Origin of the sequence: Vreelandella profundi, from assembly GCF_019722725.1 — a bacterium.
Lineage (GTDB): Bacteria > Pseudomonadota > Gammaproteobacteria > Pseudomonadales > Halomonadaceae > Vreelandella > Vreelandella profundi.
The window spans coordinates 3,435,757-3,457,245 of record NZ_CP077941.1; the positions used below are offsets into that span (position 1 = coordinate 3,435,757).

17 protein-coding genes and 2 pseudogenes are annotated in these 21,489 nt (G+C 54.5%); 11 read left to right on the plus strand and 8 right to left on the minus strand.

Annotation, left to right across the window (positions count from 1 at the left end; genetic code table 11):
- Positions 1-146: 146 nt before the first annotated feature.
- A pseudogene (locus tag KUO20_RS15720) lies at positions 147-995 on the plus strand (YifB family Mg chelatase-like AAA ATPase); the annotation flags it as partial.
- A gap of 80 nt (positions 996-1,075) precedes the next feature.
- Positions 1,076-2,845, plus strand: a complete 1,770-nt coding sequence (locus tag KUO20_RS15725; RefSeq protein WP_027957951.1) for a hypothetical protein — start codon at positions 1,076-1,078, stop codon at positions 2,843-2,845.
- Positions 2,846-2,955: 110 nt separating this feature from the next.
- Here the strand turns inward: KUO20_RS15725 and KUO20_RS15730 are convergent, their stop codons facing one another.
- Complete coding sequence (locus KUO20_RS15730) at positions 2,956-3,645, minus strand: bile acid:sodium symporter family protein (protein ID WP_235040752.1); 690 nt, start codon at positions 3,643-3,645, stop codon at positions 2,956-2,958.
- Between the two features lie 435 nt (positions 3,646-4,080).
- Here KUO20_RS15730 and KUO20_RS15735 point away from each other — a divergent pair, with 435 nt between their 5' ends.
- The 4 genes from KUO20_RS15735 to KUO20_RS15750 all read left to right on the plus strand — a co-directional run bounded on the left by KUO20_RS15735 (position 4,081) and on the right by KUO20_RS15750 (position 7,670).
- Positions 4,081-4,995 (plus strand): cation diffusion facilitator family transporter, encoded by a 915-nt coding sequence (locus KUO20_RS15735; protein WP_016916432.1) that lies wholly within the window; start codon positions 4,081-4,083, stop codon positions 4,993-4,995.
- A 113-nt stretch (positions 4,996-5,108) separates the two neighbouring features.
- Entirely contained in the window at positions 5,109-5,786 is a 678-nt protein-coding gene (locus tag KUO20_RS15740; RefSeq protein ID WP_016916431.1) for a DsbA family protein, read from the plus strand.
- Positions 5,786-6,775, plus strand: coding sequence for a M23 family metallopeptidase (locus KUO20_RS15745; protein WP_016916430.1), 990 nt, complete (start codon positions 5,786-5,788; stop codon positions 6,773-6,775). Before KUO20_RS15740 ends, KUO20_RS15745 begins: the two co-directional genes overlap by 1 nt.
- A gap of 112 nt (positions 6,776-6,887) precedes the next feature.
- Positions 6,888-7,670 carry a ZIP family metal transporter gene (locus tag KUO20_RS15750; protein ID WP_016916429.1) on the plus strand — a complete coding sequence of 261 codons (783 nt, stop codon included), beginning with the start codon at positions 6,888-6,890 and terminating at the stop codon, positions 7,668-7,670.
- Between the two features lie 28 nt (positions 7,671-7,698).
- On the opposite strand, the gene KUO20_RS15755 is transcribed toward KUO20_RS15750, so the two are convergent.
- Positions 7,699-8,157: a MerR family transcriptional regulator gene (locus KUO20_RS15755; protein WP_027957954.1), complete on the minus strand. Its 459-nt coding sequence runs from the start codon at positions 8,155-8,157 to the stop codon at positions 7,699-7,701.
- 86 nt (positions 8,158-8,243) lie between these two features.
- Here KUO20_RS15755 and KUO20_RS15760 point away from each other — a divergent pair, with 86 nt between their 5' ends.
- Genes KUO20_RS15760 through KUO20_RS15775 form a run of 4 tightly spaced genes read left to right on the plus strand, consistent with a single transcriptional unit; the run spans position 8,244 to position 13,564 of the window.
- On the plus strand, positions 8,244-10,430 hold the full coding sequence (locus KUO20_RS15760) for a heavy metal translocating P-type ATPase (RefSeq protein WP_235040753.1): 2,187 nt from the start codon (positions 8,244-8,246) through the stop codon (positions 10,428-10,430).
- Positions 10,427-10,930: a signal peptidase II gene (lspA, locus tag KUO20_RS15765; RefSeq protein WP_027957956.1), complete on the plus strand. Its 504-nt coding sequence runs from the start codon at positions 10,427-10,429 to the stop codon at positions 10,928-10,930. The genes KUO20_RS15760 and lspA overlap by 4 nt, the downstream gene beginning before the upstream one ends.
- 4 nt (positions 10,931-10,934) lie before the next feature.
- Positions 10,935-12,467, plus strand: a complete 1,533-nt coding sequence (gene lnt, locus KUO20_RS15770; protein ID WP_027957957.1) for an apolipoprotein N-acyltransferase — start codon at positions 10,935-10,937, stop codon at positions 12,465-12,467.
- Positions 12,468-12,520: 53 nt separating this feature from the next.
- Complete coding sequence (locus KUO20_RS15775; RefSeq protein ID WP_035539261.1) at positions 12,521-13,564, plus strand: L,D-transpeptidase family protein; 1,044 nt, start codon at positions 12,521-12,523, stop codon at positions 13,562-13,564.
- Positions 13,565-13,690: 126 nt separating this feature from the next.
- On the opposite strand, the gene KUO20_RS15780 is transcribed toward KUO20_RS15775, so the two are convergent.
- The 5 genes from KUO20_RS15780 to KUO20_RS15795 all read right to left on the minus strand — a co-directional run bounded on the left by KUO20_RS15780 (position 13,691) and on the right by KUO20_RS15795 (position 19,685).
- Positions 13,691-14,596: a hypothetical protein gene (locus KUO20_RS15780; protein WP_027957958.1), complete on the minus strand. Its 906-nt coding sequence runs from the start codon at positions 14,594-14,596 to the stop codon at positions 13,691-13,693.
- Positions 14,597-15,114: 518 nt separating this feature from the next.
- The gene (locus KUO20_RS16850; protein ID WP_422823087.1) at positions 15,115-16,203 is read right to left on the minus strand and encodes a TniQ family protein; all 1,089 of its coding nucleotides are present in this window, start codon (positions 16,201-16,203) and stop codon (positions 15,115-15,117) included.
- Positions 16,203-17,087 carry a TniB family NTP-binding protein gene (locus tag KUO20_RS15785; protein ID WP_027957960.1) on the minus strand — a complete coding sequence of 295 codons (885 nt, stop codon included), beginning with the start codon at positions 17,085-17,087 and terminating at the stop codon, positions 16,203-16,205. The genes KUO20_RS16850 and KUO20_RS15785 overlap by 1 nt, the downstream gene beginning before the upstream one ends.
- Positions 17,084-19,012 carry a Mu transposase C-terminal domain-containing protein gene (locus KUO20_RS15790; RefSeq protein WP_027957961.1) on the minus strand — a complete coding sequence of 643 codons (1,929 nt, stop codon included), beginning with the start codon at positions 19,010-19,012 and terminating at the stop codon, positions 17,084-17,086. Before KUO20_RS15790 ends, KUO20_RS15785 begins: the two co-directional genes overlap by 4 nt.
- Complete coding sequence (locus KUO20_RS15795) at positions 19,005-19,685, minus strand: heteromeric transposase endonuclease subunit TnsA (RefSeq protein WP_027957962.1); 681 nt, start codon at positions 19,683-19,685, stop codon at positions 19,005-19,007. Before KUO20_RS15795 ends, KUO20_RS15790 begins: the two co-directional genes overlap by 8 nt.
- A gap of 141 nt (positions 19,686-19,826) precedes the next feature.
- Between KUO20_RS15795 and KUO20_RS15800 the strand changes: the two are divergent.
- A pseudogene (locus tag KUO20_RS15800) lies at positions 19,827-20,489 on the plus strand (ATP-binding protein); the annotation flags it as partial.
- Here the strand turns inward: KUO20_RS15800 and KUO20_RS15805 are convergent.
- Positions 20,446-21,483, minus strand: coding sequence for an alpha/beta hydrolase (locus KUO20_RS15805; protein WP_235040754.1), 1,038 nt, complete (start codon positions 21,481-21,483; stop codon positions 20,446-20,448). The pseudogene KUO20_RS15800 and the gene KUO20_RS15805 overlap by 44 nt on opposite strands.
- Positions 21,484-21,489: the final 6 nt, after the last annotated feature.

Consider the following 21,489-nt stretch of genomic DNA (forward strand, 5'->3'; position numbering starts at 1 on the left):
GTAAAGATCATGATAATCGTTGTTATTTGTATTAATGATATCGTTTATACCGGCCCGCTATCAACGCCTTCTTAAATACGGTAGTTTAACGCTTGAGGTAAAGTTTGCTTAGAAAGCCAAGATTCAGATATTAGCGAGGAAAGGCGATGACGCTAGCCATTGTGGCCACGCGCGCAGGCGTGGGCTTAGACGCACCAGCAGTGCATGTGGAAGTACACTTAGCTAACGGCTTGCCTGGATTGACACTCGTAGGCCTCCCGGAAACCGCCGTCAAAGAAAGCCGTGAGCGCGTGCGCAGCGCTTTAGTTAACGCAGGCTTTGATTTTCCCAATACGCGGCGAATTACCCTCAACCTCGCACCTGCTGATCTACCCAAAGAAGGCGGCCGCTTTGATTTACCCATAGCGCTCGGGATTCTCGCAGCCTCAGGGCAGATTCCGGTTGAAGCATTAGAAGGCATGGAATGTGCCGGCGAGCTAGCCTTGGACGGCAAGCTTCGCGCGGTGCCGGGAATACTGCCCTTTGCGCTGGCCGCCCGGCGGGCAAAAAAAGCGCTGATTGTACCTCGCGACTGCGCCGATGAAGCCGCGCTGGCAGGCGATTTACCGGTATTGCCCGCCGATACGCTTTGGCAGGTCGTCGCCCACCTGCTAGATCAGGAGAAGATTCCACCGCATAGGCTCAGCGCCTCGGTAAAAGAGGCGGCGCCGGTGGATGACCTTGCCGATGTGCGCGGCCAGCAGCAGGCGCGACGCGCGCTAGAAATTGCCGCAGCTGGTGGCCACAACTTACTTTTTGCAGGCCCACCGGGCACGGGTAAAACCATGCTGGCCAGCCGCTTACCGGGCATTTTGCCGCCGCTTTCTGAAGAAGACGCCTTAGAAGTCGCCGCCGTGCGTTCGGTCTGCGGCCTGCCCTTAGAAGCTGATTGGGGTAAAAGGCCGTTTCGTCAGCCCCATCACAGTGCCAGCGCCGCGGCGCTGGTCGGCGGCGGCTGTCATTTTCAACAATTGTTGCGACTAAACAATAATTGCTGCGACAATCTCTATGTTGAGTTTACATAGAGCACGCCCTTGTGACCGTTTCTCTCAAACAATCCAGAACCTTTAGCTTTCAAGATGGCACCCTTAAAGACGAAACTGAGCGCTTGGTCGTTTGGTGGTACGGGCCTATCTTCAAAAATATCCGCTCACAAAGCGTCCCTAAAATTTATGTATTTTTAAGACCTATTGATCAGGAGAACAAATTAGGAGACGTGATTAAGCGAACGACGGTCTTAACGCATGTCGGACTATTGAGAATCGGCTCCGTCTGGGAAAAGGGCGTGAGCAACTCCCGCATCGCATTTGAGGAGAAAACATTCCCTGTTTCGTTCTCTCCGGGCGGCTGGCGGATTGTCTCCTTAGACGACTTGCACAAAGCAGGGCGCAGCCTCTATACCTCCTTTCATGAGGCAAGCTATTTACCGCTGGACAGAAAACACAAATCGTACCTGATTGAATTTGACCTCCCAGATGGCAAACATCTGCTCATCCCTTGCACCGAATTTTTTGCACGCGTTTACGGTCGATCATCTGAAATCAAGCGTGTGCTCGCCACTTACTGTTGGGAGGAGGTCAAAGAACGGCTTTATCGACCGCTTAATGCGCCCCCATCGCCAGGTACCTGGCCTGTCAGATTTACATATCGTGTTCATAGGCACGATGCGATTTTGCTCGCGCACATGCTGTACGACCCCTATGCCGAACAAGCTGCCAGAGATATTTATGCGCAGACTGAAGCCAGCTTCCCCCAAGATAAGATGCTTTTAAAAGTCACTCCATGGTTTCAAGGCAGCGGGGAAATCTCTGTTTCTGGCGTTCCAATTGATGGTGGCAACACATTCCTAGGCTTGCAGATATTAGGCTGTACGCAGCCCGATGGTGCCACGATCCACCGTGAAAGAGAGAAATCAACGACAGTACCAGCCACCGATGGCGACGATGCCCCCTCTCAGTTCCCCTATCATCAGCTTCAAGACATCCCCGATGTCATTGACCTGACGGATGATGACGAGCCCGACCATGGTTCTTCCTGGCTAGACCTTACTGAGGACGAATTCGTTATTTTAGGTAAGCCTCGCGCCGTCTTGGATAAACGATATACCCGAAAAAACGTGCCCGATACACGAGGCGTCCCCGTTCCGGGTGACGAAACCATTTTCTCCACTGGGGAGCCACATGGGTCAGGGAAGGGAGTGGGACAAGCGTCTATTCATGCTCCTATTACACTGGAATCACAGGGCTTTCTACGTGATATGTGGAATGCGCTTCTCTATTTACAATCGGCCTATCCCGCAACGATTCGTGGCGTTAGCTGGTTTACCTTTGAAGACGGATTCAGCACTTCTCCTGACCCTCGGTTAATCAGCCTCGAACCTTTCGAAATAGACGAGGAGGTGGAAACGTCAGTCGCTAATTGGGTTTACATTGATACTCAGACCAAGGTACCTCGCGGGGTGCTCGTCGTTCGGGTGCATGTGTTAGATCAAACGCTCTATCTCATGGAGATCCAACGACGCCCTCCAAAACCCAGAGCTGGCGGTAGCGAGGAGGCATCCAAGCCTCCTTCCTATAAAGGTTTAGTCTTCACGCTGAGCCACCAAGGCAGCTTCGAGCAGTGGTTACGCCAAGTGCTGTCTAACGTGCGGCACGTAGAAGGTGTTGTCCAAAAACTAGTTGGTCACTGCCCAGGATTCGCCGATACGTTCAAGCACCCTAAATCCAAAAAGGAACAGATACCCTGCGAAGCCTCTGTGTTAAATGCTTTTAGCAAGGTCAGTATTGGTCGCAGTGACTTAGCATAGGTACTATTTGCCACCTTTATGAGTAGCGGTGTCTGTTTTGTCGGTAAGAGCAACCTGTACACCCCGTGTGCAGGTTGCTCTTCTGACGAAGAGCCGATACGGCCATCCCTTCAGTGGCGGGCGAGGATCTTCGCTGCGATGGGCGAAGTGATCATTTGAATCACGGCAAAAAAAGCGGCTGGAATTGCGATCTCTGATGGCAAGCCAGAAGCAGCGACAAACGCTGCAGCGATGCTGAATTCCTTTTTACTGACCGTGAAAAGATAGGTAATCACCTCTTTGCGATCAGAGGTGAGTAACCGTGAGGACATACCTACCAGGTACCCAATCAAATTGAGGCACAGGGCCGCGCCCGCAATCACAAACGCATACCAGCCATAGCCAATGATCGTGGTGGCATTCGGCCCGACCACGGCGAGTAGGATCAGCAGATACAGAATCGACCCTATCCCTGCATACGCTGAATCATGCCGTGCAAAGAAAGCCGAGAACCTTGTACGCAAGCTGACCCCAATCACGGTAGGAAGAAGCACGATTAGTGTTAATTCAAGAATAATTGATCCAAGCGGCACGTCTAACTGAAGGCCGGTGAGCCATAAAAACAGGAAGGGAACAATAAACGGACATAACGCGGTGTTGACTGCGTTGAAAACAGCGGCAAGCGCCACATTGCCTTTCGCCATCAGTACCAAAAGAGGAGAAGACACATCTGTCGGCAGCGTGCCGAGCAAGGTTTGGCCAGCAGCCAGCGGGCCGCTTCCAAAAAATAGACGGCCCGTTAGCCACCCGGCAATCGACATAGGCCCATAGACCAGCCCCAATGCCAACAACTACCGTGACGGCTTTCGGAACACGATGCGCACTGCATGCGCATCGAATGTGAGGCTGATAATCAACATCAGTAATGCCAGTAATGGCCCAATCGCGAACTTAAGCATTATTCCGGTGGCCGGAAAGAGTAAGCCTCCCCCCGCGACGACGATTACAAACCAGACAAGGTGCGCCTCGACAAAATAAATGAATCTACCCATGGTGGATTGGACGTTACCGGTTGAAGTGGATTGAGCCCCGCACCTAAAACATGATCACCTTCGGCCCAGCACACAAAGGCTCCTTGGTAGCTAGGGACGTGCTTCCCAATCCAGCGATGCAAATAGATAATGCTCAAGGGTTGAAGCTTTAGTTGCTAGAGGTTTTATAGTACCAAGAACAGATAATTCGAGAGAAGGTAACAGATGGGACATCATCATGATCATCCCCACATTGATCCTGCCTCTGGCGACCGGCGCGTCAGCATCTCCATTTGGGCCAATGGGCTCTTAACCATCGCTCAAATCGTCGGTGGCATTATGGCGGGGAGCCTATCGCTGATCGCTGATGCGTTACATAACTTTTCTGACATGGCAGCATTAGTCATTGCCTTTGCTGCTCGTAAAATCGCCAGACGGCCTGCCGATGCGCATATGACCTTTGGCTATGGCCGCATCGAGATAGTGGCAGCACTCATCAATTACACCACCCTCATTATTGTCGGTGTCTACCTGATTTACGAAGGCGCTATGCGGATGGTCGATCCCCCTGAGATAGAGGGATGGACGATCGTGATTATTGGTGGCGTCGCGCTCGTCGTCGATGCCCTTACCGCCATGCTCACGTGGTCAATGCAAAAAGAGAGTGTCAATATCCGCGCCCTTTTTCTGCATAACTTATCGGATGCGTTTGCCTCCATCGCCGTGATTATCGGTGGTTCGCTTATTTTACTGTACGACATGCGCTGGGTGGACCCCGCGATCACGATAGGGATTGCGCTATATATTCTTTACCTAGCCTTCTCTGAAATTGGCGGCCCTATCCGTACGCTAATGCTGGGATCTCCCCCGGACATTGACGGGCAGGCAGTCGTTGAGACCGTACGAGATATCGAGGGAGTCCAGGATATTCACCATGTGCATCTATGGCAGATGCAGGAAAACATGGCAGCCCTTGACTGCCACGTGGTTCTGACAGAAACCGGCTGGCAGCAGCTTGAATCCGTCAAAGCAGAGATCAAGGAGCAGCTTAAAATGCGCTTCAGTATTGCTCATTCCAGCCTAGAGTTTGAGCATAGTGACCACGCGCATCAAAATGCCAATCTATATGGGCACGAGTGATAGACCGAGGCCGACTCCCGGCTCAGGTAGGTAGCGAGCGGCTTACTCCCATAGCGATTGGCTTATTTTTCAACCCTACTTTTCCACCCCATCGTTGAGAAAGAGAGAGAAACATGTTCAAAAAAGCGTCTTTTATATTGGCCGGTACGTTAATGCTGACCGCTGCGATCGTCGCCGTATCGAAACCTGCCCTCTTAGATATGCAAGCTCAGGCAGCAAAGGAGAGCAGTGTCCAGGCAGAGGACTCCTTGGTGCGCTCACACTCCCCCATCTTGGGACGAGAAGACGCGCCGGTGACGATTGTGGAATTCTTCGATCCGGCTTGCGAAGCCTGCCGTGCTTTCTATCCCCTGACAAAAAGTATTCTGGAAACCTACCCAGAAAAAGTGCGGCTCATCGTGCGCTACACTCCTTTCCACGGCGACGTATCTGATAAGGCCATTCGGGTATTAGAAGTTGCTCGTCGTCAGGGCGTCTTTGAACCGGTACTGGAGAGGCTGCTGGCTCGCCAGGATCAATGGGCTTCACATGGCAGTTTTGATGAATCCGCTATCCTCGATATCGCGAGCCAAGGAGGCCTTGATTTAGCGGCTGCCGAAGAGCAACTGACTTCTGCTGAGGTGCAGGCGGTGATTGACCAAGACATGGCGGATGTCAGAGCCAATCAGATTCGCCAAACACCTACCTTTTTTGTCAATGGCGAGCCTTTAGACCCCTTTGGTATGCAAGAGCTGATTGATGCCGTTGAGAGTGAAGTAGCGGAGATCTCTGGGGAAGAGGATGGCCAGTGATGCAGCGCTGGTGGTTACTAGGCTTTGTGGGCTTTTACCCCTTGCTAGCCGAAGCCAATTGGCAAACGCATCTGTCATTGCCTCCGTCTGAACTTAGCCCTGTCAAGTTACAGGCGGCTAGCGAGCAAGAAGGCACATTACCGCTCGATAGCGTTGATACCCTAACCTTTGGGCGTGATGTCGTCATTGATACCACCCTCTACGAGGCCTTGGCAGCAGAAGGTGTCCCAACGCGTTTCGCCACTAAACTGGAAACACTGCTCAGCGAGTTTATCGCAGCGCCGCTGGAGTTTTCTGGCAGTGAACGTATTCAATTAGTGTGGGAGGAAGATCGACGCCAGGACGGCGCCCGTGTTGGGCCACCACGCCTCAGTTATGCCGCTCTGCCTGATCAGGCAGAGCCCTTGGAGGTCATATGGCCGGTCACCCAAAAGGGGGACGTAGCTCTTTTCAAAAGCGACACCCTGCTAGGCACGTTGCGGTTGCCCGTGCTTAGTGCCCGCTTAACGTCTCGCTTTGGGAATCGGCGACATCCTGTGTATGGAGGGATGCGTCCTCATAATGGAATTGACTTGGCTGCGCCGACAGGAACGCCGGTCATTGCCACCGCACCTGGGCGCGTATTCTTTATGGGTCGCCAAGGGGGATATGGGCAGGTGATCGAGGTGGAGCACGACACAGGGGCCATTAGTCGCTACACACACCTTAGCCGATTCTCCCCACAGCTAGTGGTTGGGGATTTAGTCAATGCGGGAGAGTCGCTCGGAGAGGTAGGTTCCTCCGGGGTCGCCACGGGCCCCAACCTGCATTACGAAGTGAGAGTCAATAACCAGCCTGTTGATCCCCTTGGTCAAGGTCAACGCATCATGTTGGGTGAGCAGCCGACTCAAGGTGAATATCAAGCGTCACTTTACGAGGCAAGAGATCGCTTGGAACAAGCTATCGGCACGGCGTCCATTTATGACTTGATCTCGTTTAACGAGCCGTAACCACCCGTGCTTAGCAACGTTGCATGGATTGTTAGTAACGTGAACGTGTGCTTGCCTCGTTATGGAACCCTAGCGCTGTGATCACTCATCTACCACAAGACAGGTAATCGGTATGGAAGAGGTTTCTCTCGTCACAATGGGGGTATTGGGAAGCCTTGCCGCGGGCTTGATGACGGCTGTCGGGGCGCTTCCTATCTTGTTTACCAAAAGACCGAATCGTGGTGTTCGCGATTTAGCGTTGGGGTTCGCCGCTGGCGTCATGCTAGCGGCCTCTTTCTTCTCACTGATCATACCCTCCTTAGAAGCCTCGGAGCTGCGTTACGGAGGTAGCGTGGTACCTGCTGCCATTGCCTGTGCGGCCATCTTGCTAGGGATTGGAATGGTCGCACTACTGAACGAACTCTTACCTCATGAGCACTTCGAACAGGGGCGAGAAGGGCCAGAGGCTGCCTCACTACGTCGTATCTGGTTGTTTATTATTGCCATTACGATACACAACCTGCCAGAAGGGCTAGCCGTTGGCGTGGCCTTCGGCGCAGGGGGAAGCGAAGGAGGCATTCCACTAGCGATTGGCATTGGACTTCAGAATGCCCCAGAAGGACTGGCCGTAGCAGTATCACTGCTAGGCGTGGGCTATTCACGTTGGCGGTCATGGACGATTGCCGCCCTTACGGGGCTTGTTGAGCCGTTGGGTGGCTTATTAGGCGCTGGAGTCATCAGCATGTCACAAGCGCTACTGCCCTGGGGGTTGGCCTTTGCAGCGGGGGCGATGTTGTATGTGATCAGTCATGAGATTATTCCCGAAACTCATCGAAGCGGGCACCAAAAAAAGGCCACGCTGGGCCTCTCCATCGGATTGGTACTCATGCTGTTTTTGGATGTTTCGCTGGGCTGACCATTGGGCGTGGGGCGTAGCGTTAGTGCTAACCCAAGTCGAGAGCCCCTCCGTGCGATTTTTCAGTGATACAGAGTTGATGATCACTGATGACCTCAATGATTCGGCAGCTTTCCACTTTACCACCGGCACACTGCGTGACCATCCGTTGAAGCTCCTCACGCAGTATGGACAGTCGTTGAAGGCGGGACTCCACTTTCTTTAGGTGATGCGTGGCGATGGCATCGACTTCTTGGCAAGGCATATCAGGTTGATCTGACATGGCCAAAAGCTCTCGCACTGACTCCACCGAAAAGCCAAAGTCACGGGCATGACGAATAAAGGTCAAGCGCCGCACAGCGTCGTCTCCATAGCGGCGCTGCCCCCCACCGGTTCGTGTCGCATCGCGCAACAGCCCAATACGCTCGTAATAGCGAACCGTTTCAGGTTTGCAATCGGCTCGTCGTGCTAACTCACCAATGCTGATACTTTGGCCGATCATCGACATGGTAAAACTCCTTAGGCAGGGCTTGAAGCTGTAGTTGCTACAAGGTTTACACTTAAAAACCATAGCCCATTGGCAGGAGAGGCACCATGAAAACATCAACGCCGACAACAGCGCCTACCACCTTGACGCTGCGTGTTGAAGGCATGGACTGCGGCGGTTGTGAGCGCAAGGTTGTATCGGCGCTAGAGCGACTGGAAGGCATTGAGGAAGTCACGGCAAGCTCGGTCACGGGATCAGTGAAGATTCACCACCACGATCACGGGGCCCCCTCGCGAAAGACCATTGAGGGCATCCTGAACGAACTAGGCTATCAAGTGGCTTCCCATGATGGCCAAACACGCGCACCTGGTGCTTCATCCTCTTGGTGGCAAACCGCTAAAGGGCGCTTGGTCATTATCACAGGCAATTTGCTGATCGTAGCCTTCGCGCTTCGTTTAGCATGGCCTGCGCTGGGTAATATGCCTTTCATTTTGGCCACGCTAGTCGGCTTAATACCCATTGCGCAGAGTGCCTGGGGCGCCCTCAAAATGCGCAATCCCTTTACCATAGAGATGCTGATGTGCATCGCTGCGCTTGGCGCATTGGCCATCAATGCTGCCGCTGAAGCTGCGATGGTCGTGTTCTTGTTCGCCGTAGGTGAGCTACTCGAAGGGGTAGCTGCTTCACGAGCGCGCCGCAGTATCTCAGCCTTGGCAAATTTAACACCCTCAACGGCGAGGCTGATGGACAATGGCCATCTGCGTGACGTCTCGGCGGAGTCACTTAAACCCGGGCAGCGTGTGCTGGTGCGGCCCGGTGATCGCGTACCCTGCGATGGACGCATCCTGGTGGGCACCTCCGACATTGACGAGTCGCCGGTAAACGGCGAGTCCATACCCCGTTCGCGAGCGCCTGGTGATGACATTTTTGCTGGCACAGTGAATCTTGATGCCGCCCTGGAGGTGGAGGTAACACGAGGCGCTGATGACAATACGATCGCACGCGTTATTCGTCTGGTTGAAGAAGCACAGGCCGCCAAGGCACCGATAGCACGCTTTATTGATCGTTTTGCGTATTACTATATGCCCGCCGTCGTCTTACTCGCCCTACTGATGGCGATAGTGCCACCGCTGGTATCGACCATGGCATGGTCGGAGTCGATTTACCGTGCGTTAGCATTGCTGTTAATCGCATGCCCCTGCGCGTTAGTCATTTCCACCCCAGCCGCCATCGCCGCCGGTCTCTCGGCGGGAGCTCGGCGCGGACTACTGATCAAAGGGGGAGCCGTTCTTGAACAGTTAGGTAAGCTTCGCTTGGTGGCATTAGATAAAACGGGCACCCTCACTGCGGGTACCCCAAGAGTCACAGATGTGGAGTCTTGGATTGCTGAGGAAGACGATAACAGCGTATTGCGGCTCGCCGCCGCAATAGAGCGGGATTCCAGTCACCCTATCGCCACGGCTATCGTTGAGCATGCCCGACAGTCGGGCATCAACCTCCCCACCGTCACCGGCGGCCGCGCTCTGGCGGGGCGCGGTGTTTCCGGCCAGGTGGAGGGTCGCGAGCTGAGCTTAATGACGCCTCGTCACCTTCACGAGAAAGTCATCCTTGAGGAAAGTCTCAGTGCTCGGATTGTCGCGTTAGAAGAAGCCGGTAAGAGCCTCGCTCTCCTCGTCGAAGGCGAGCGTTTACTGGGCTTGATCGCGGTTCGCGATGAGCCACGCGAAGATGCCATTGAAGGCCTAGCGGCGCTATCCCGTTTGGGCGTACAGGCGGTCATGCTCAGCGGTGATAATGCCCGCACCGTCGCTGCCACGGGGGGTCGCTTAGGCATTGAAGCGTACGGCGAACTAATGCCTGAAGACAAGGCAGCGTATGTTCGAGACTGGCAAGCGGCTGGCCGTGGCCCCATCGGTAAAGTAGGCGATGGCATCAACGATGCACCGGCACTCGCGGCAGCCGATGTGGGTATCGCGATGGGGGGCGGCACGGATGTGGCGTTGGAAACCGCCGATGCAGCCTTGCTCAAGAACCGCGTTACCGGCATCGCTGAGCTGATAGACCTCTCTCGTGCCACACTGCGCAATGTGAAAACCAACGTTGTTCTCGCCCTTGGCTTAAAAGCCATTTTCCTAGTTACAACGGCGCTGGGTATTACCGGCATGTGGATTGCGGTGATGGCCGATACCGGTGCTACCGTCCTGGTGACGTTGAACGCCATGCGACTGCTGGGTTACCGCTTTTCGCCCAGTACCTCAATGACAGGCCTGTCACAAGGAAAAACAACGTCATGAGAACAGCGCCAAACGATAGCCCTTCACGACGTTGGCCATGGTTCACATTTGCTTGCGTATTGGCTCTAGCCGATCAACTGGTCAAAGAAATCGTGCACGCCCAGATGTCGTTTGGCCAAGTCATTCCGCTAACGCCGTTTTTTAACTGGGTTTATACCGGGAACACAGGAGCCGCTTTCAGCTTTCTCGCAGAAGCAGGGGGTTGGCAGCGCTACCTCTTTCTTGGTTTAGCGTTGGTGGTGGTCGTCGTATTGGTTGTGCAGCTATGCAAACCCCTGTCGCGCTTGGAGGCCTGTGCGTACAGCCTGATTCTTGGCGGCGCGCTCGGTAATACTGTTGATCGCTTAGCGCGAGGGTACGTCGTCGACTATCTGGACATTTACTGGGGCGAATGGCATTGGCCCGCCTTTAACATGGCCGATATCGCTCTGTTTGCAGGTGTATTGATGTTCGCAGTGGCGTTATGGCGTGAAAGTCCTGCTTTTAAGCGCTCTGAGTAACGCTATGGATGTGGTCGATAAAGATAAAGAATATACGCTTTTTGCTGGGCGCTCCTCACCAATAGTCGATTGCGTTGTAGCGCTCGCCGCTGGGGTAATGACCACCTTGAGTGCCGCCCCCTTTTCCCTATGGTGGCTTGGCCCAGTGGCCGTGGCACTGGTCTATTGGAAGATACAGTCGCTAACGCCCGCCATGGCCACCCTGCGTGGGTGGTGCTATGGGGTAGGCCTGTTCGGTTCTGGCACATCATGGGTCTTCGTTGCTATTCACGATTTCAGTGGCACCGGGGCCTTGGTGGCGATGCTCCTCACCACTCTTTTTGTCAGCGCCCTGGCGCTCTTCTTTGCAATCCCCTTTGGGCTCTATCGGCGCATCACGGGGCCACGGTTAGCCTGTCTTAGCTTTGCCGGTATGTGGGTGGTGAGCGAATGGCTACGCACCTGGTTGCTCACCGGCTTTCCCTGGTTATTGCTGGGCACCTCTCAGGTAGATTCTCCACTAGCCCCATGGGCGCCCGTTGGTGGTGTGTACTTGCTGTCACTCATGACCGCGCTGACAGGTACGTTAGGGGTAGAGGTACTGCGTCGCCGCTGGGGTTTCCTTGTCCCAATGGCCGCCTTGTGGATCGTTCCATTCCTATTGCCCGCCCAATGGACAACCCCGGCTGGCAAGCCCATCCGGGTGGCATTGCTGCAAGGGAATCTTGACCAGCGCATTAAGTGGACTGCCCAAGGGCAGCGCGAGGCGATCAGTATCTACACGGCGATGACACGGGAGCAAGCAAGGGATATCGATCTCATCGTTTGGCCCGAGGCAGCCCTTCCCATGCTTGAGCAGGAAGCACAGCAAATACTTGAGCAAGTAGCGTCCGACCTGGGGCCTGACACCGCCTTGTTGACCGGCATTTTGCAACGCGACAGTGAAGGGCGCTCTTATAACAGCGTCATAGGGCTAAATGATGTGCAGGGCGAATACCAGAAGGCGCACTTGGTGCCCTTTGGCGAGTATTTGCCATTCCAAAGTCTCCTCGCTGGCACCCTTGCTTTTTTCGACTTGCCAGTACCTCGCCTGACCCCAGGGACAGGCGAACAGGCTCCGTTACACGTGGCTGGAGCCACCATTGGCAATGCCATTTGTTACGAAATCATTTTTGCCGACCATGTCGCCCAACAGGCGCGTAATGCCGAGCTGCTATTAACGGTTTCCAACGATACGTGGTTTGGGCGCTCCATTGGCCCACACCAACATCTTCAAATGGCGCGTCTACGTGCCTTAGAAAATGGTCGTCACCTACTTCGAGCTACCAGTAATGGCGTGACGGCCATCATCGATTCACAAGGCCACGTCACAGCCCGTGCCCCACAGTTTGAACCGGCCAGTTTAACTGGCGAGGTGACCCCGATGCAGGGCCTAACTCCTTTCACACGCACCGGTAGTGGCCCCGCTTGGATACTCGCTGCGGTGCTGACACTGCTCGGGTTACAACTGAACTTATCTCGATCAAAAAACGACGCATTAGATGAAAAAGGAACCTAGCGATGCTCTTGGCAAAGAACGCAGCAATACTTAAGAGATTCCTCCCATGGCCAATGCAGATCGGCTTCATCGTGAGTGTGATGGTTTCGTTTCTGGCATGGCTCCCTGTCGCCATGGCGGCACAACCTTCCACTGCCCAGGAGACGGAATGGCCCAAAGGGCATTACCCGCTACCAGAGGAAGGTAATATTATCGGAGAGGCTGACACCTTTATCGTAAAGGATTACGACGATACCTTGATAGATATTGCCAGGCGTCACAACCTTGGCTATTTGGAGATGATCCGTGCAAACCCAGAGGTTAGCATCTGGGTTCCAGGGGTGGGCACGGAAGTGACTATTCCGGGACGTTTTATTCTGCCGAATGTGGAGCGTACTGGGATCGTCATCAATATCGCCGAGCTGCGGCTTTACTACTACCCAGATGTCAAAAACGGTGAGACACCGCGTGTTGAGACCTATCCTATTGGCATTGGTCGCGAAGGGTTTGATACTCCTCTAGGCGTGACCGAGACCACCATGAACATTAAAAACCCCGCGTGGTACCCGCCTGAGTCGGTAAAACGCGAAGCGGAAGCACGCGGTGAAACCGCGCCCAGCGTTGTGCCACCCGGCCCCGATAACCCGCTAGGAGACCATGCCATCATCCTAGGCTTCGATGGCTATTTGATTCACGGCACCAACCAGCCCGATGGCATTGGCATGCGCGCAAGCCGAGGTTGTATCCGCATGTTACCCAAAGACATCGAATCTATATTTGACCGCATTCCACCCGGCACCCAAGTCAACATCATCAATCAGCCGATCAAGATAGGTTGGGAAGGCGGTCAGCCGCTGATTCAAGCCTTTCCGCCGCTTGGAGAAGAAGAGCACAGTATGACCGCACTCACAGAGACCATGACACGCCTTAACCAATACAATGTCGATAACGTAAACCTCGATTACGAGCAGCTCAGCGATGTCCTGTCACTCTCTAACGGGCTTATAACCCCACTACATCCAAAGCAGGAACAGGAGCCACAGCGCCACAGCCCAGAAGAGAAGGCTATCAAGGGCATTTATGAAGACCTGGTTTTGACGTCATCTCAACGGTCATGACACGCCTTTTGGCACCCCGTTGAGCCCTGGCATATAGGTAGAGAGCCATAGCCCCGTCCAAACGGCGGGGCGACATTCGCCTACAGAGTCGCGGGGCCCTCCAAGTGACTGCGCGCTATCAGTGTCTTAGCACTCAATATCCAGAGGCAGCCAGTAGGTAACGCCACCCACTACCACCTGTATCCCGTCTGTCGTCCGCTCTACGGTCTGTTGTCGAAGCATTTTCTGCGTTAATTTTGTGTCATGGAAATACTCCATGGCAGCAACGATCCATGCCTCCCTCCAGGCCTCTCCTTGATCAGCACACCGGGCCATCGTCATCAGGGTGCGGGCTAGTGTTTCTTTTCGCCGCTTTCTTGCCCGTTTTACATCCACCCGAGGAGCCAACGTGGTGGCATGTTGGCGATTTAAGAAATTAGTAAACCCCGTGACCGAGGCTGCTTGTCCGGGCACCGCCTGCAAATAGTTGTCCACATCGCCCTGTTGAGGCAGTCGCTGCCCCTCCCGGTCAGTAGCGAGTAGCAATGCGGCTGCCGCTCTTAGTGCAAGTCGTGCGGAGGTGTGGGACGTTTTGCCCGCCTCTATACGGGTTTCCAATTGCTGCCAATAAGCATGCAGCGCTTTTTCTGATAAAGAAGCGGACGGCATAGACCTGAGACACGCTTTGATACGTCGTTTCTCTGAGTCGATCTTCTTTGCTTGGTGATCCGGCTCTACCCCTTGCTCTTCATGCAGCCATCGCATAGGAAGTCTTACACGCCGCAACCCCTCCGCACCGAAGTGATGAAGCAGCTCCGAATAGCTCGGTATCCGTGACCATGCCTGGTCGATCTCAAGGAAGAACGAGAAGAAATGATTGATCTTGAGGGCAGCCTTATGCGGCCCTGTGGTACGAATCAGCCATTCACCAAATTCCCCAAAGGCCTCACGTAACGCTTTGGTGGTGATACCGGCTTGGCCAATGATGATCCGCTTACGACATGTGCGCGTCCAATAGCAGGGCTCACAGGCATCGCCTCGACCCGCTGGCATGGGATTACCACACAATGGACAGGCAATTTCCCCTTGCTCATTACAGGCTTTGCACAATGCGTCACCGCTGGATGTCATGACCAATAAGCGATGTCGACGACACGCAGAACAGGTACCGTGATCAGCCGTCGCACAGCGTGGACATAAGCGATGAGCATGCCCCATACGCGTCACTCGGGTAAGACGTTGAGAGGATTCCCCACACACCTCGCAGGGCTCAGGCTCTTTGAAATAGGGAGCGCAAGCGATACAGACAGGGCCGTAGGGAGTGACCTTGCCGATGTTGTAGTCTGATCTAGCTTTTCCACATCGCGCACACGGTTTGTCAACGTCACACTGGCGACAGACGGCGTCTGGGTCATTCGTTGGCAGACGGGCTAACTCACCACATCGTGGGCACATCTGCCGCTTAAACACACGAGCATAGCAAGTTGAGCAGTAACCATGCCCCTTATGGCGTCGCCACAATTTGGAGACTTCTCGACCACACTCATCGCAGTCGACCGTTTTGTGTTGCTTCAAGAGGTTGGCTCCGCTTTCATTCTCCGTTTTAAGCGCGCCCATGAGGCTCTCACTGCGCGTTCCGACATGGGGCGATGAGCCGGTAGAGCACGGCAGCGATGCGGCCCATGGGGGTGATGAGATAACCGTGATAGCAGCGGCAACAACACAACGGGGGGTGACTTTCGGGGATCGTGAAGCGCGCTCGTTTTGACATTGCACGTGACCAGAGCACTGAACGTTTCTTCAACGCCTATACTGAGCAAACGCTCCACCGCCGCTAATAAAGCACAACGCTCGTTGACAGGCAGCAGCTCAAACGCCAACCCAGACACAGGCATTTGGCTATCCGTCATCGAAATGCCCAATGTTAGAAGCGCATCTGCGAGGGGTGACGCAGGCCGCCGACTTGCACGCCGAACAACGCCAACAAAGAAGGTCACCATAGAAAACCAATCGGCGGGTGCGATAGGGGCCTCCCTAAACGTCACGTTGCTTCTTGTTAAAGCACGATCAGCCATCACTTGGAAACTGAACGCTTCTGGTAAAGGCGACGTGCATACCGCCTTTCTAAAATCGTTATAACACCGGCTGCACTGAGCTAAATGTTGATCTTCTGCTGACAGGCGATGAGGCTCTATAGGGGCCTTGCATACCGGGCACTCATCTATCAGTTGCACCCCATGAAAGCGGCACCCAGTGTGCCAAGCGAATCGCCAGTGTCGGCGCAAGTAGGGGGCTGAGTCCTCTGCCAAACACAATGCACAAATCTGTTGTCCTCCATGGCGAGTTCGATTTCGGCTGCCGAGTGCCAACAACCAGGGCCAAGTCCGCGTTTCCAGTAATGAGTAACCGGCCACTTTCTCACAATCGTCCCGCATCCCAGCTTTCTGAAACTCAGCGGACGATATCCCCGATGCATTGACTAATGGGCGCATTCTTACGAGGGGAATTTCCCTATCAATATCCCTTGTCCATATACGCCATGTTGGCCAGATAGCCCCAGTGAGCGACAAGGGATCACACCCCTGTCTCAACGCCGCCCGTACCAGCCATGAAGAAAGCGACTCTTCAGGCAACAGAGGCACACTCAGCGCCCAGGGCATTACAGCATCACTTCCCTAATGCCACGGGTAGGTCGCACCCATGATTTACTCTGAATAATTTTCTCATCGATGCGCTCAGCCCCGGACAAAATAGCGGCATTGGCACACTCAATCAGCAGCCGGTGCAGGTCGCCAAAATTGCCGCCAGAGATCGCGTGGAGCTGGGTCGCCAATTGGGGCTCATGCAGTTGGGAAGGATGTTTGAGCGGTAATATCTTCTCAAAGCCAGCGAGCAGCTTCTGAAACTCCTGATTGAGCTCCCACTTTGGTAACGCGACCACATCAAAGCGACTCGCATGCTGTGGGTCTGAATGCAGCACACGCACAGCGTCTTGCGTCCCCACACCAACGATGGGAATCATTAGCTCATTGCATAAAAGCTTAATGGCATTCATCGTTTCGCGCTGCTTAACAGCACCACCGGTTAACAGAGAGTGAAACTCATCGATGATCAACAAGCGGGTATGGCAAGCACGCAGTTGATGAATCACCTGGTAGCGCAGCTTGGGAACAGGATCTGTAGGCCGGTAGGGAGCCCAGAAACTCTCTAGCACTGCGATATACAGACTTTTCTCATCGGCACTCGGGGGAGCCTGAGTGACAACAACAGGCTTCACGGGCTCTACGTCTTCATTCACGTAGCCTTCACCGTACTGCTTACGAAACCGTTGAACGATGGTTGTCTTTCCGTTGTTGGAGTCACCCACGAGCAAGAGGTTAGGCATACGAGGACGACTGGGCTTCTCCATCAACCCACGCATGACCTCAATGACACGATTGGCCAATGGATAGCCCAACCAGCGCGGTTGATCCATAAACTCCATTCGCTCTTTAGCGGACAGCCCCAAGACGTGACGAAGATCAGGATGAAGGTGTGTGCTCATGCTATGTCCCAGTTCACATCGATATCACCCGTTAAAAGACCGTCCCCTTGAGCGGGTGTCTCTTTAGGGGCAGCAGTTGAGGGCGCATGTAAAAGGGGATCTGCAGGCGTCACCTTCTTCTCATGCTCTTTACGTCGTTGTGCCTGACGGCGACTTCGCTTAGTACGTGCTTGCGACTCCTCCACATGGGTTCGCAGCTCACTAATAGCGCGTAGAATTTCAGTCTCATTGACCGAGTTTCTTCCTTCCTGCCGAAGGCGCGCTTTAGCTTGGGCATACTCCCAAACACTCATCGAGGGGAGGGCAAGATTGGCAAAGGGCACGCGAAAATAGTGCCCGAGCTCCGGGTCTTTGAACCAAATGACACTAATGTCGCGAGGGTCGCGCCGGAAAACAAAGGTGCGTTTCTTGTCTGGCATGTCTGGATCTTTGGCATTGATCCAAGGTCTTAGCGCTTCATCGTAATAGTTTATGCCATCGATGGTCACACCAAAGGTCTGGATCGTACGCTGAAAGCTGGGCAAAAAATCGAGCAATACAGAGAGCCTGTCAGCAGGCCTCGGCGCTAATCCCACTCCCTGCACATCCGCATTGCCAAACACACCAATTTCCCACTTCTTCATCGGCGACATACCAATCCCAGAATGAAGGCGCTGGTGGTAAACCTTGCAGATCAACGTCACCAGCCACTCTTCAAACTCGCTTTTCGTCATGGCCGCGTGTTTCTCTGGATCGTACCCCTCTTTCTCTTTAATGGAGGAGAAAGTCGTCCCAGGCAGGTTATGAATTTCTTTGAGAAGAGACCCCAGCACCCGCTCAATGTGGCCACCGTAACGAGGCTGCTTAACAGGCCGAAACTCAAGGTTGATCCCATAGGCTAGGCATGAGCGCCTAAACGTCTCAGAGCGAAAATCTGGGCCGTTATCGACATGAATCGTGGCGGGTGTGCCCCATACCGGCCACTCAGCCTCCACATTATGCAGTAGCAACCACTCATCTTTAGGAAGCATGGAGTGCGCCACACACATGCCGACAGATGTTTCAGAGGGCGGGTCAAACGATAAGTAATACCCCGTGACCATGCGAGTACACACGTCCATGGCCAGCGTAATCCATGGACGGCCAATCGGTTTGCGATATACGTCATCGACCAAAATAATATCGGCAGGCGTGTGGTCAATCTGCATGACGGCTAACGGATAGTCCGCATTGGGAAATTTTCCGGCCGCCGGCTGAAACTTATTAATCGCTTTTTCTCTAAAGCCATGCCCACGCAATCGGTCGCGCTCTGGGATGTCGCGCAGACGAGAACGAACGGTACCAGGGCTCGGCGGGTCGATGCGCCGCTCATGGCAGCGCCGCATGACTTCCTGTACCGCTTTTTGTGCGGACGGACGCTGCAGCGTCAAATACACCTCTTTGATGACTTCCTGAATCACCGCCTCGGCATGCGCGGGGATACGCGACTTTCCTTTCTTCCACCCTGGCTTTTGAGGAATTAATGCAAGCACCGAGCCCGTCGCTTTATACCGCTTCAACCAACGGTAGATCGTAGCCGTATCAACCCCCGTTTGTTTAGCACGCTCCTCCGCTGCATCCCGCCCCACCGTATGGCGATCCACCAAGGGCTTAATGATGGAAAAGCGATGCTCGGCCTCCCGCCAATCGGCATCCCCAATCTCGGACATATCCTGCTCAGGGGATACGGACCCGCTATTGAGAGGCGCTAGTTCTTTGATGCGAAGCGGGCAACTACGCCCGGACTCAACGGCAATGCCAATGACCGTCTCAAAATCGAGCACCTGGGAAATTCGGTAAACGGTGCCATCTTTCTGAACCTGCTCACCCACCATAATCTGCAAGTGTTGGCGTGTTTGGGCGACGCCGTTATTGGGTTCAGTTGCGCTGCCACGATGATTATTCATGATCGGGTACCCATACCTCCGATAGAGGACTGAAGGATTGGGCCATATCGCAATCTAACTGCCGAGTCGCCAGTAGATGCCATAAATGCGCAATCCCCTCTGCCCGGTAAATATCGCCCATAAAGTGCCGAGAAAGCAGGTAATCCAAGGTCGCCACCCCCATTTCCCTCACCGTGTTGAGGACTGCCTGGCTTTCGACAGAGGGAAACACCATCCGCTTGTAGCGCGCTAGGAAGGTAATGTTGTCCAAGGTCTTATCACGAATGCGGCTTTCATCATGAATGCGAAACGCCCAGCCCTCATTGTTGGCATGCCGTATCGCCGCCTTCCATTTAGGCGACCATTCACGCCAATGTGCTTGCCACTTTTCCCGTGGTTTGACCTCCACCAGGAGAGGTTTTGGGTAATCCCTGTAATGACGGTTACCGAGACGGTAATAAACCAAATAGTCAGGTGTGTAGGTGTAGCGCCTACCGGTCACGGGATGATGAAACGGGATCTCGCACGGCTGGGAAATCACACCAAGGACGCTCACATCAAAGTCAGCCTTGATGAGGAAATCACGTTCGAGCGTCGACTCGAACGCAATAGACTCCTCCCCGCGAAAGGCATAGTAGCCAGACACACTTCGTCGGGTAGGGCCGATTTTACGAACGGATGTAGGCAGTGGCATGGGTAGTCGCACCAAATGTTGAATAAAACAAGGCCTGTCGCATCAATTGCTATTAATTCTGTCGCACTCAATCCTGTACAGACTACCATAATAGCCCGATATTACGCCCTGAGGGTCGCATCAATTGCTGAAAATGACAGCGGCTCAAAACCTAAGCCCGGTGAAATTTCGCTTGCGCATCATGGCGTGCTGTTTTTAGACGAGCTGCCCGAGTTTTCGCGCCATGTATTAGAGGTTTTGCGCCAGCCGCTAGAAACGGGAAGTATTCATTTAGCCCGCGCAAGCCATGAGCGCCGCTACCCCGCGCGCTTTCAGCTGGTAGCCGCCATGAATCCCTGCCCCTGCGGGCATTTAGGCGACCCAAGAAACCGCTGCCAATGCACGGCCAGCCAAATTCAGCGCTATCAAGCGCGGCTTTCCGGGCCGTTACTAGACCGCATTGACCTTCAAGTTGAAGTACCGGCACTGCCGCCGGAGCAGCTCACCGCCCAGACCCAGGGAGAGCCCTCATCAGCGGTTCGCGAACGCGTAATGGCGGCACGCGAACGCCAAATGCAACGCGGCGCGCTAAACAGCCAACTGAGCGGCAAAGCGCTGGAAGCCGCCTGCGCGCTCAGCGATGAAGAGCGCGCCTGGCTTGCGGGGGTGCTCGAAAAACTCAGGCTCTCCGCCCGTGCCTACCACCGCGTGCTGCGCGTCGCGTTAACGCTTGCCGACCTTCAAGGCGTCGAAAAGCCCACTCAGCCGCACCTTATTGAGGCTATTGGCTACCGGCAGCTGGATCGAATGCTAAGGGGGGCGTAGCCGCAGGCATGGCTTGCTGCTGGCTATCGTTTAGCCGATCTAAAAAACCATCCAATGCTTCAAACAATTCTTCACGGATGGCATCGGCCTCATTCACCAGGTGATGGCGAGCGTCTGGGTGGCGATGAATCTCGTTGTTGGGAAACTTCTCCGCCAAAATGGCTAAATTCCATTCCCAATCGACCGTTAAGTCTTGCTCGCCCTGAAGAATAAGGGTGGGCAGCGCCAGCGGCTCTAGCGCCAGCAAGCGAGGCATCCAACGACGCATCGCGCTGACCCAGGCAACGCTTAAGCGCTCTGGCTGCAGCGGGTCGCCATCGCGCAGAAACGCGGTGAACTGCTCATCCGTAGAGTTGGGACGGTATTTACGCGGCAGCTCCTTTAAAAACGGACTCGCGATTAAATGCACCCAGCTCGCTTGGCTCCAGCCCCAAGGCCGCACCAGCGGCGCCAGCAGTACCAAGCCTGCCCAGCCTGCCGCGTCTCGGCGAGTGAGCGCATCGGTCGCCAGAATCGCCCCGCCCGTGCTTTGCCCCACACCTAGCCAGGGCGCAGGCGCCATGCCTTGGGTTTTTAAAATTGTCTCCACGTAGGTCAAGCAGTGTTGATAATCCTCAAAATCATCTATTTCCGCCCGCGCGCCGCTGGAAAGTCCGTGGCCCGGTAGATCCCACAGCACCACCCGCCAGCCTTTAGCGAGCAGGCGTTTAAGCAAATGGCGATACAGCCCCATATGATCGAAATAGCCGTGAACCACAAACGCGGTGCCTATCGGCTGGGGAGGACTCCATACTTGGCACCACAGCGTAAAGCGGCCCGTATCGATAAAGCCTGCGTACACTTCGATGGCATCGGGTAGCAGCGCCGCTAGGCCGTAATGGTGAAAGTAGTCCTGCATCGCATCTGCCAGCATTTCCCCTGGCAGCAGGCGGCTAAGGGCTGTCTCGCCCGCAGCATGGCGAAACAAGCCTTCCAGGTGTTGGAAATCATGCATGGTTGT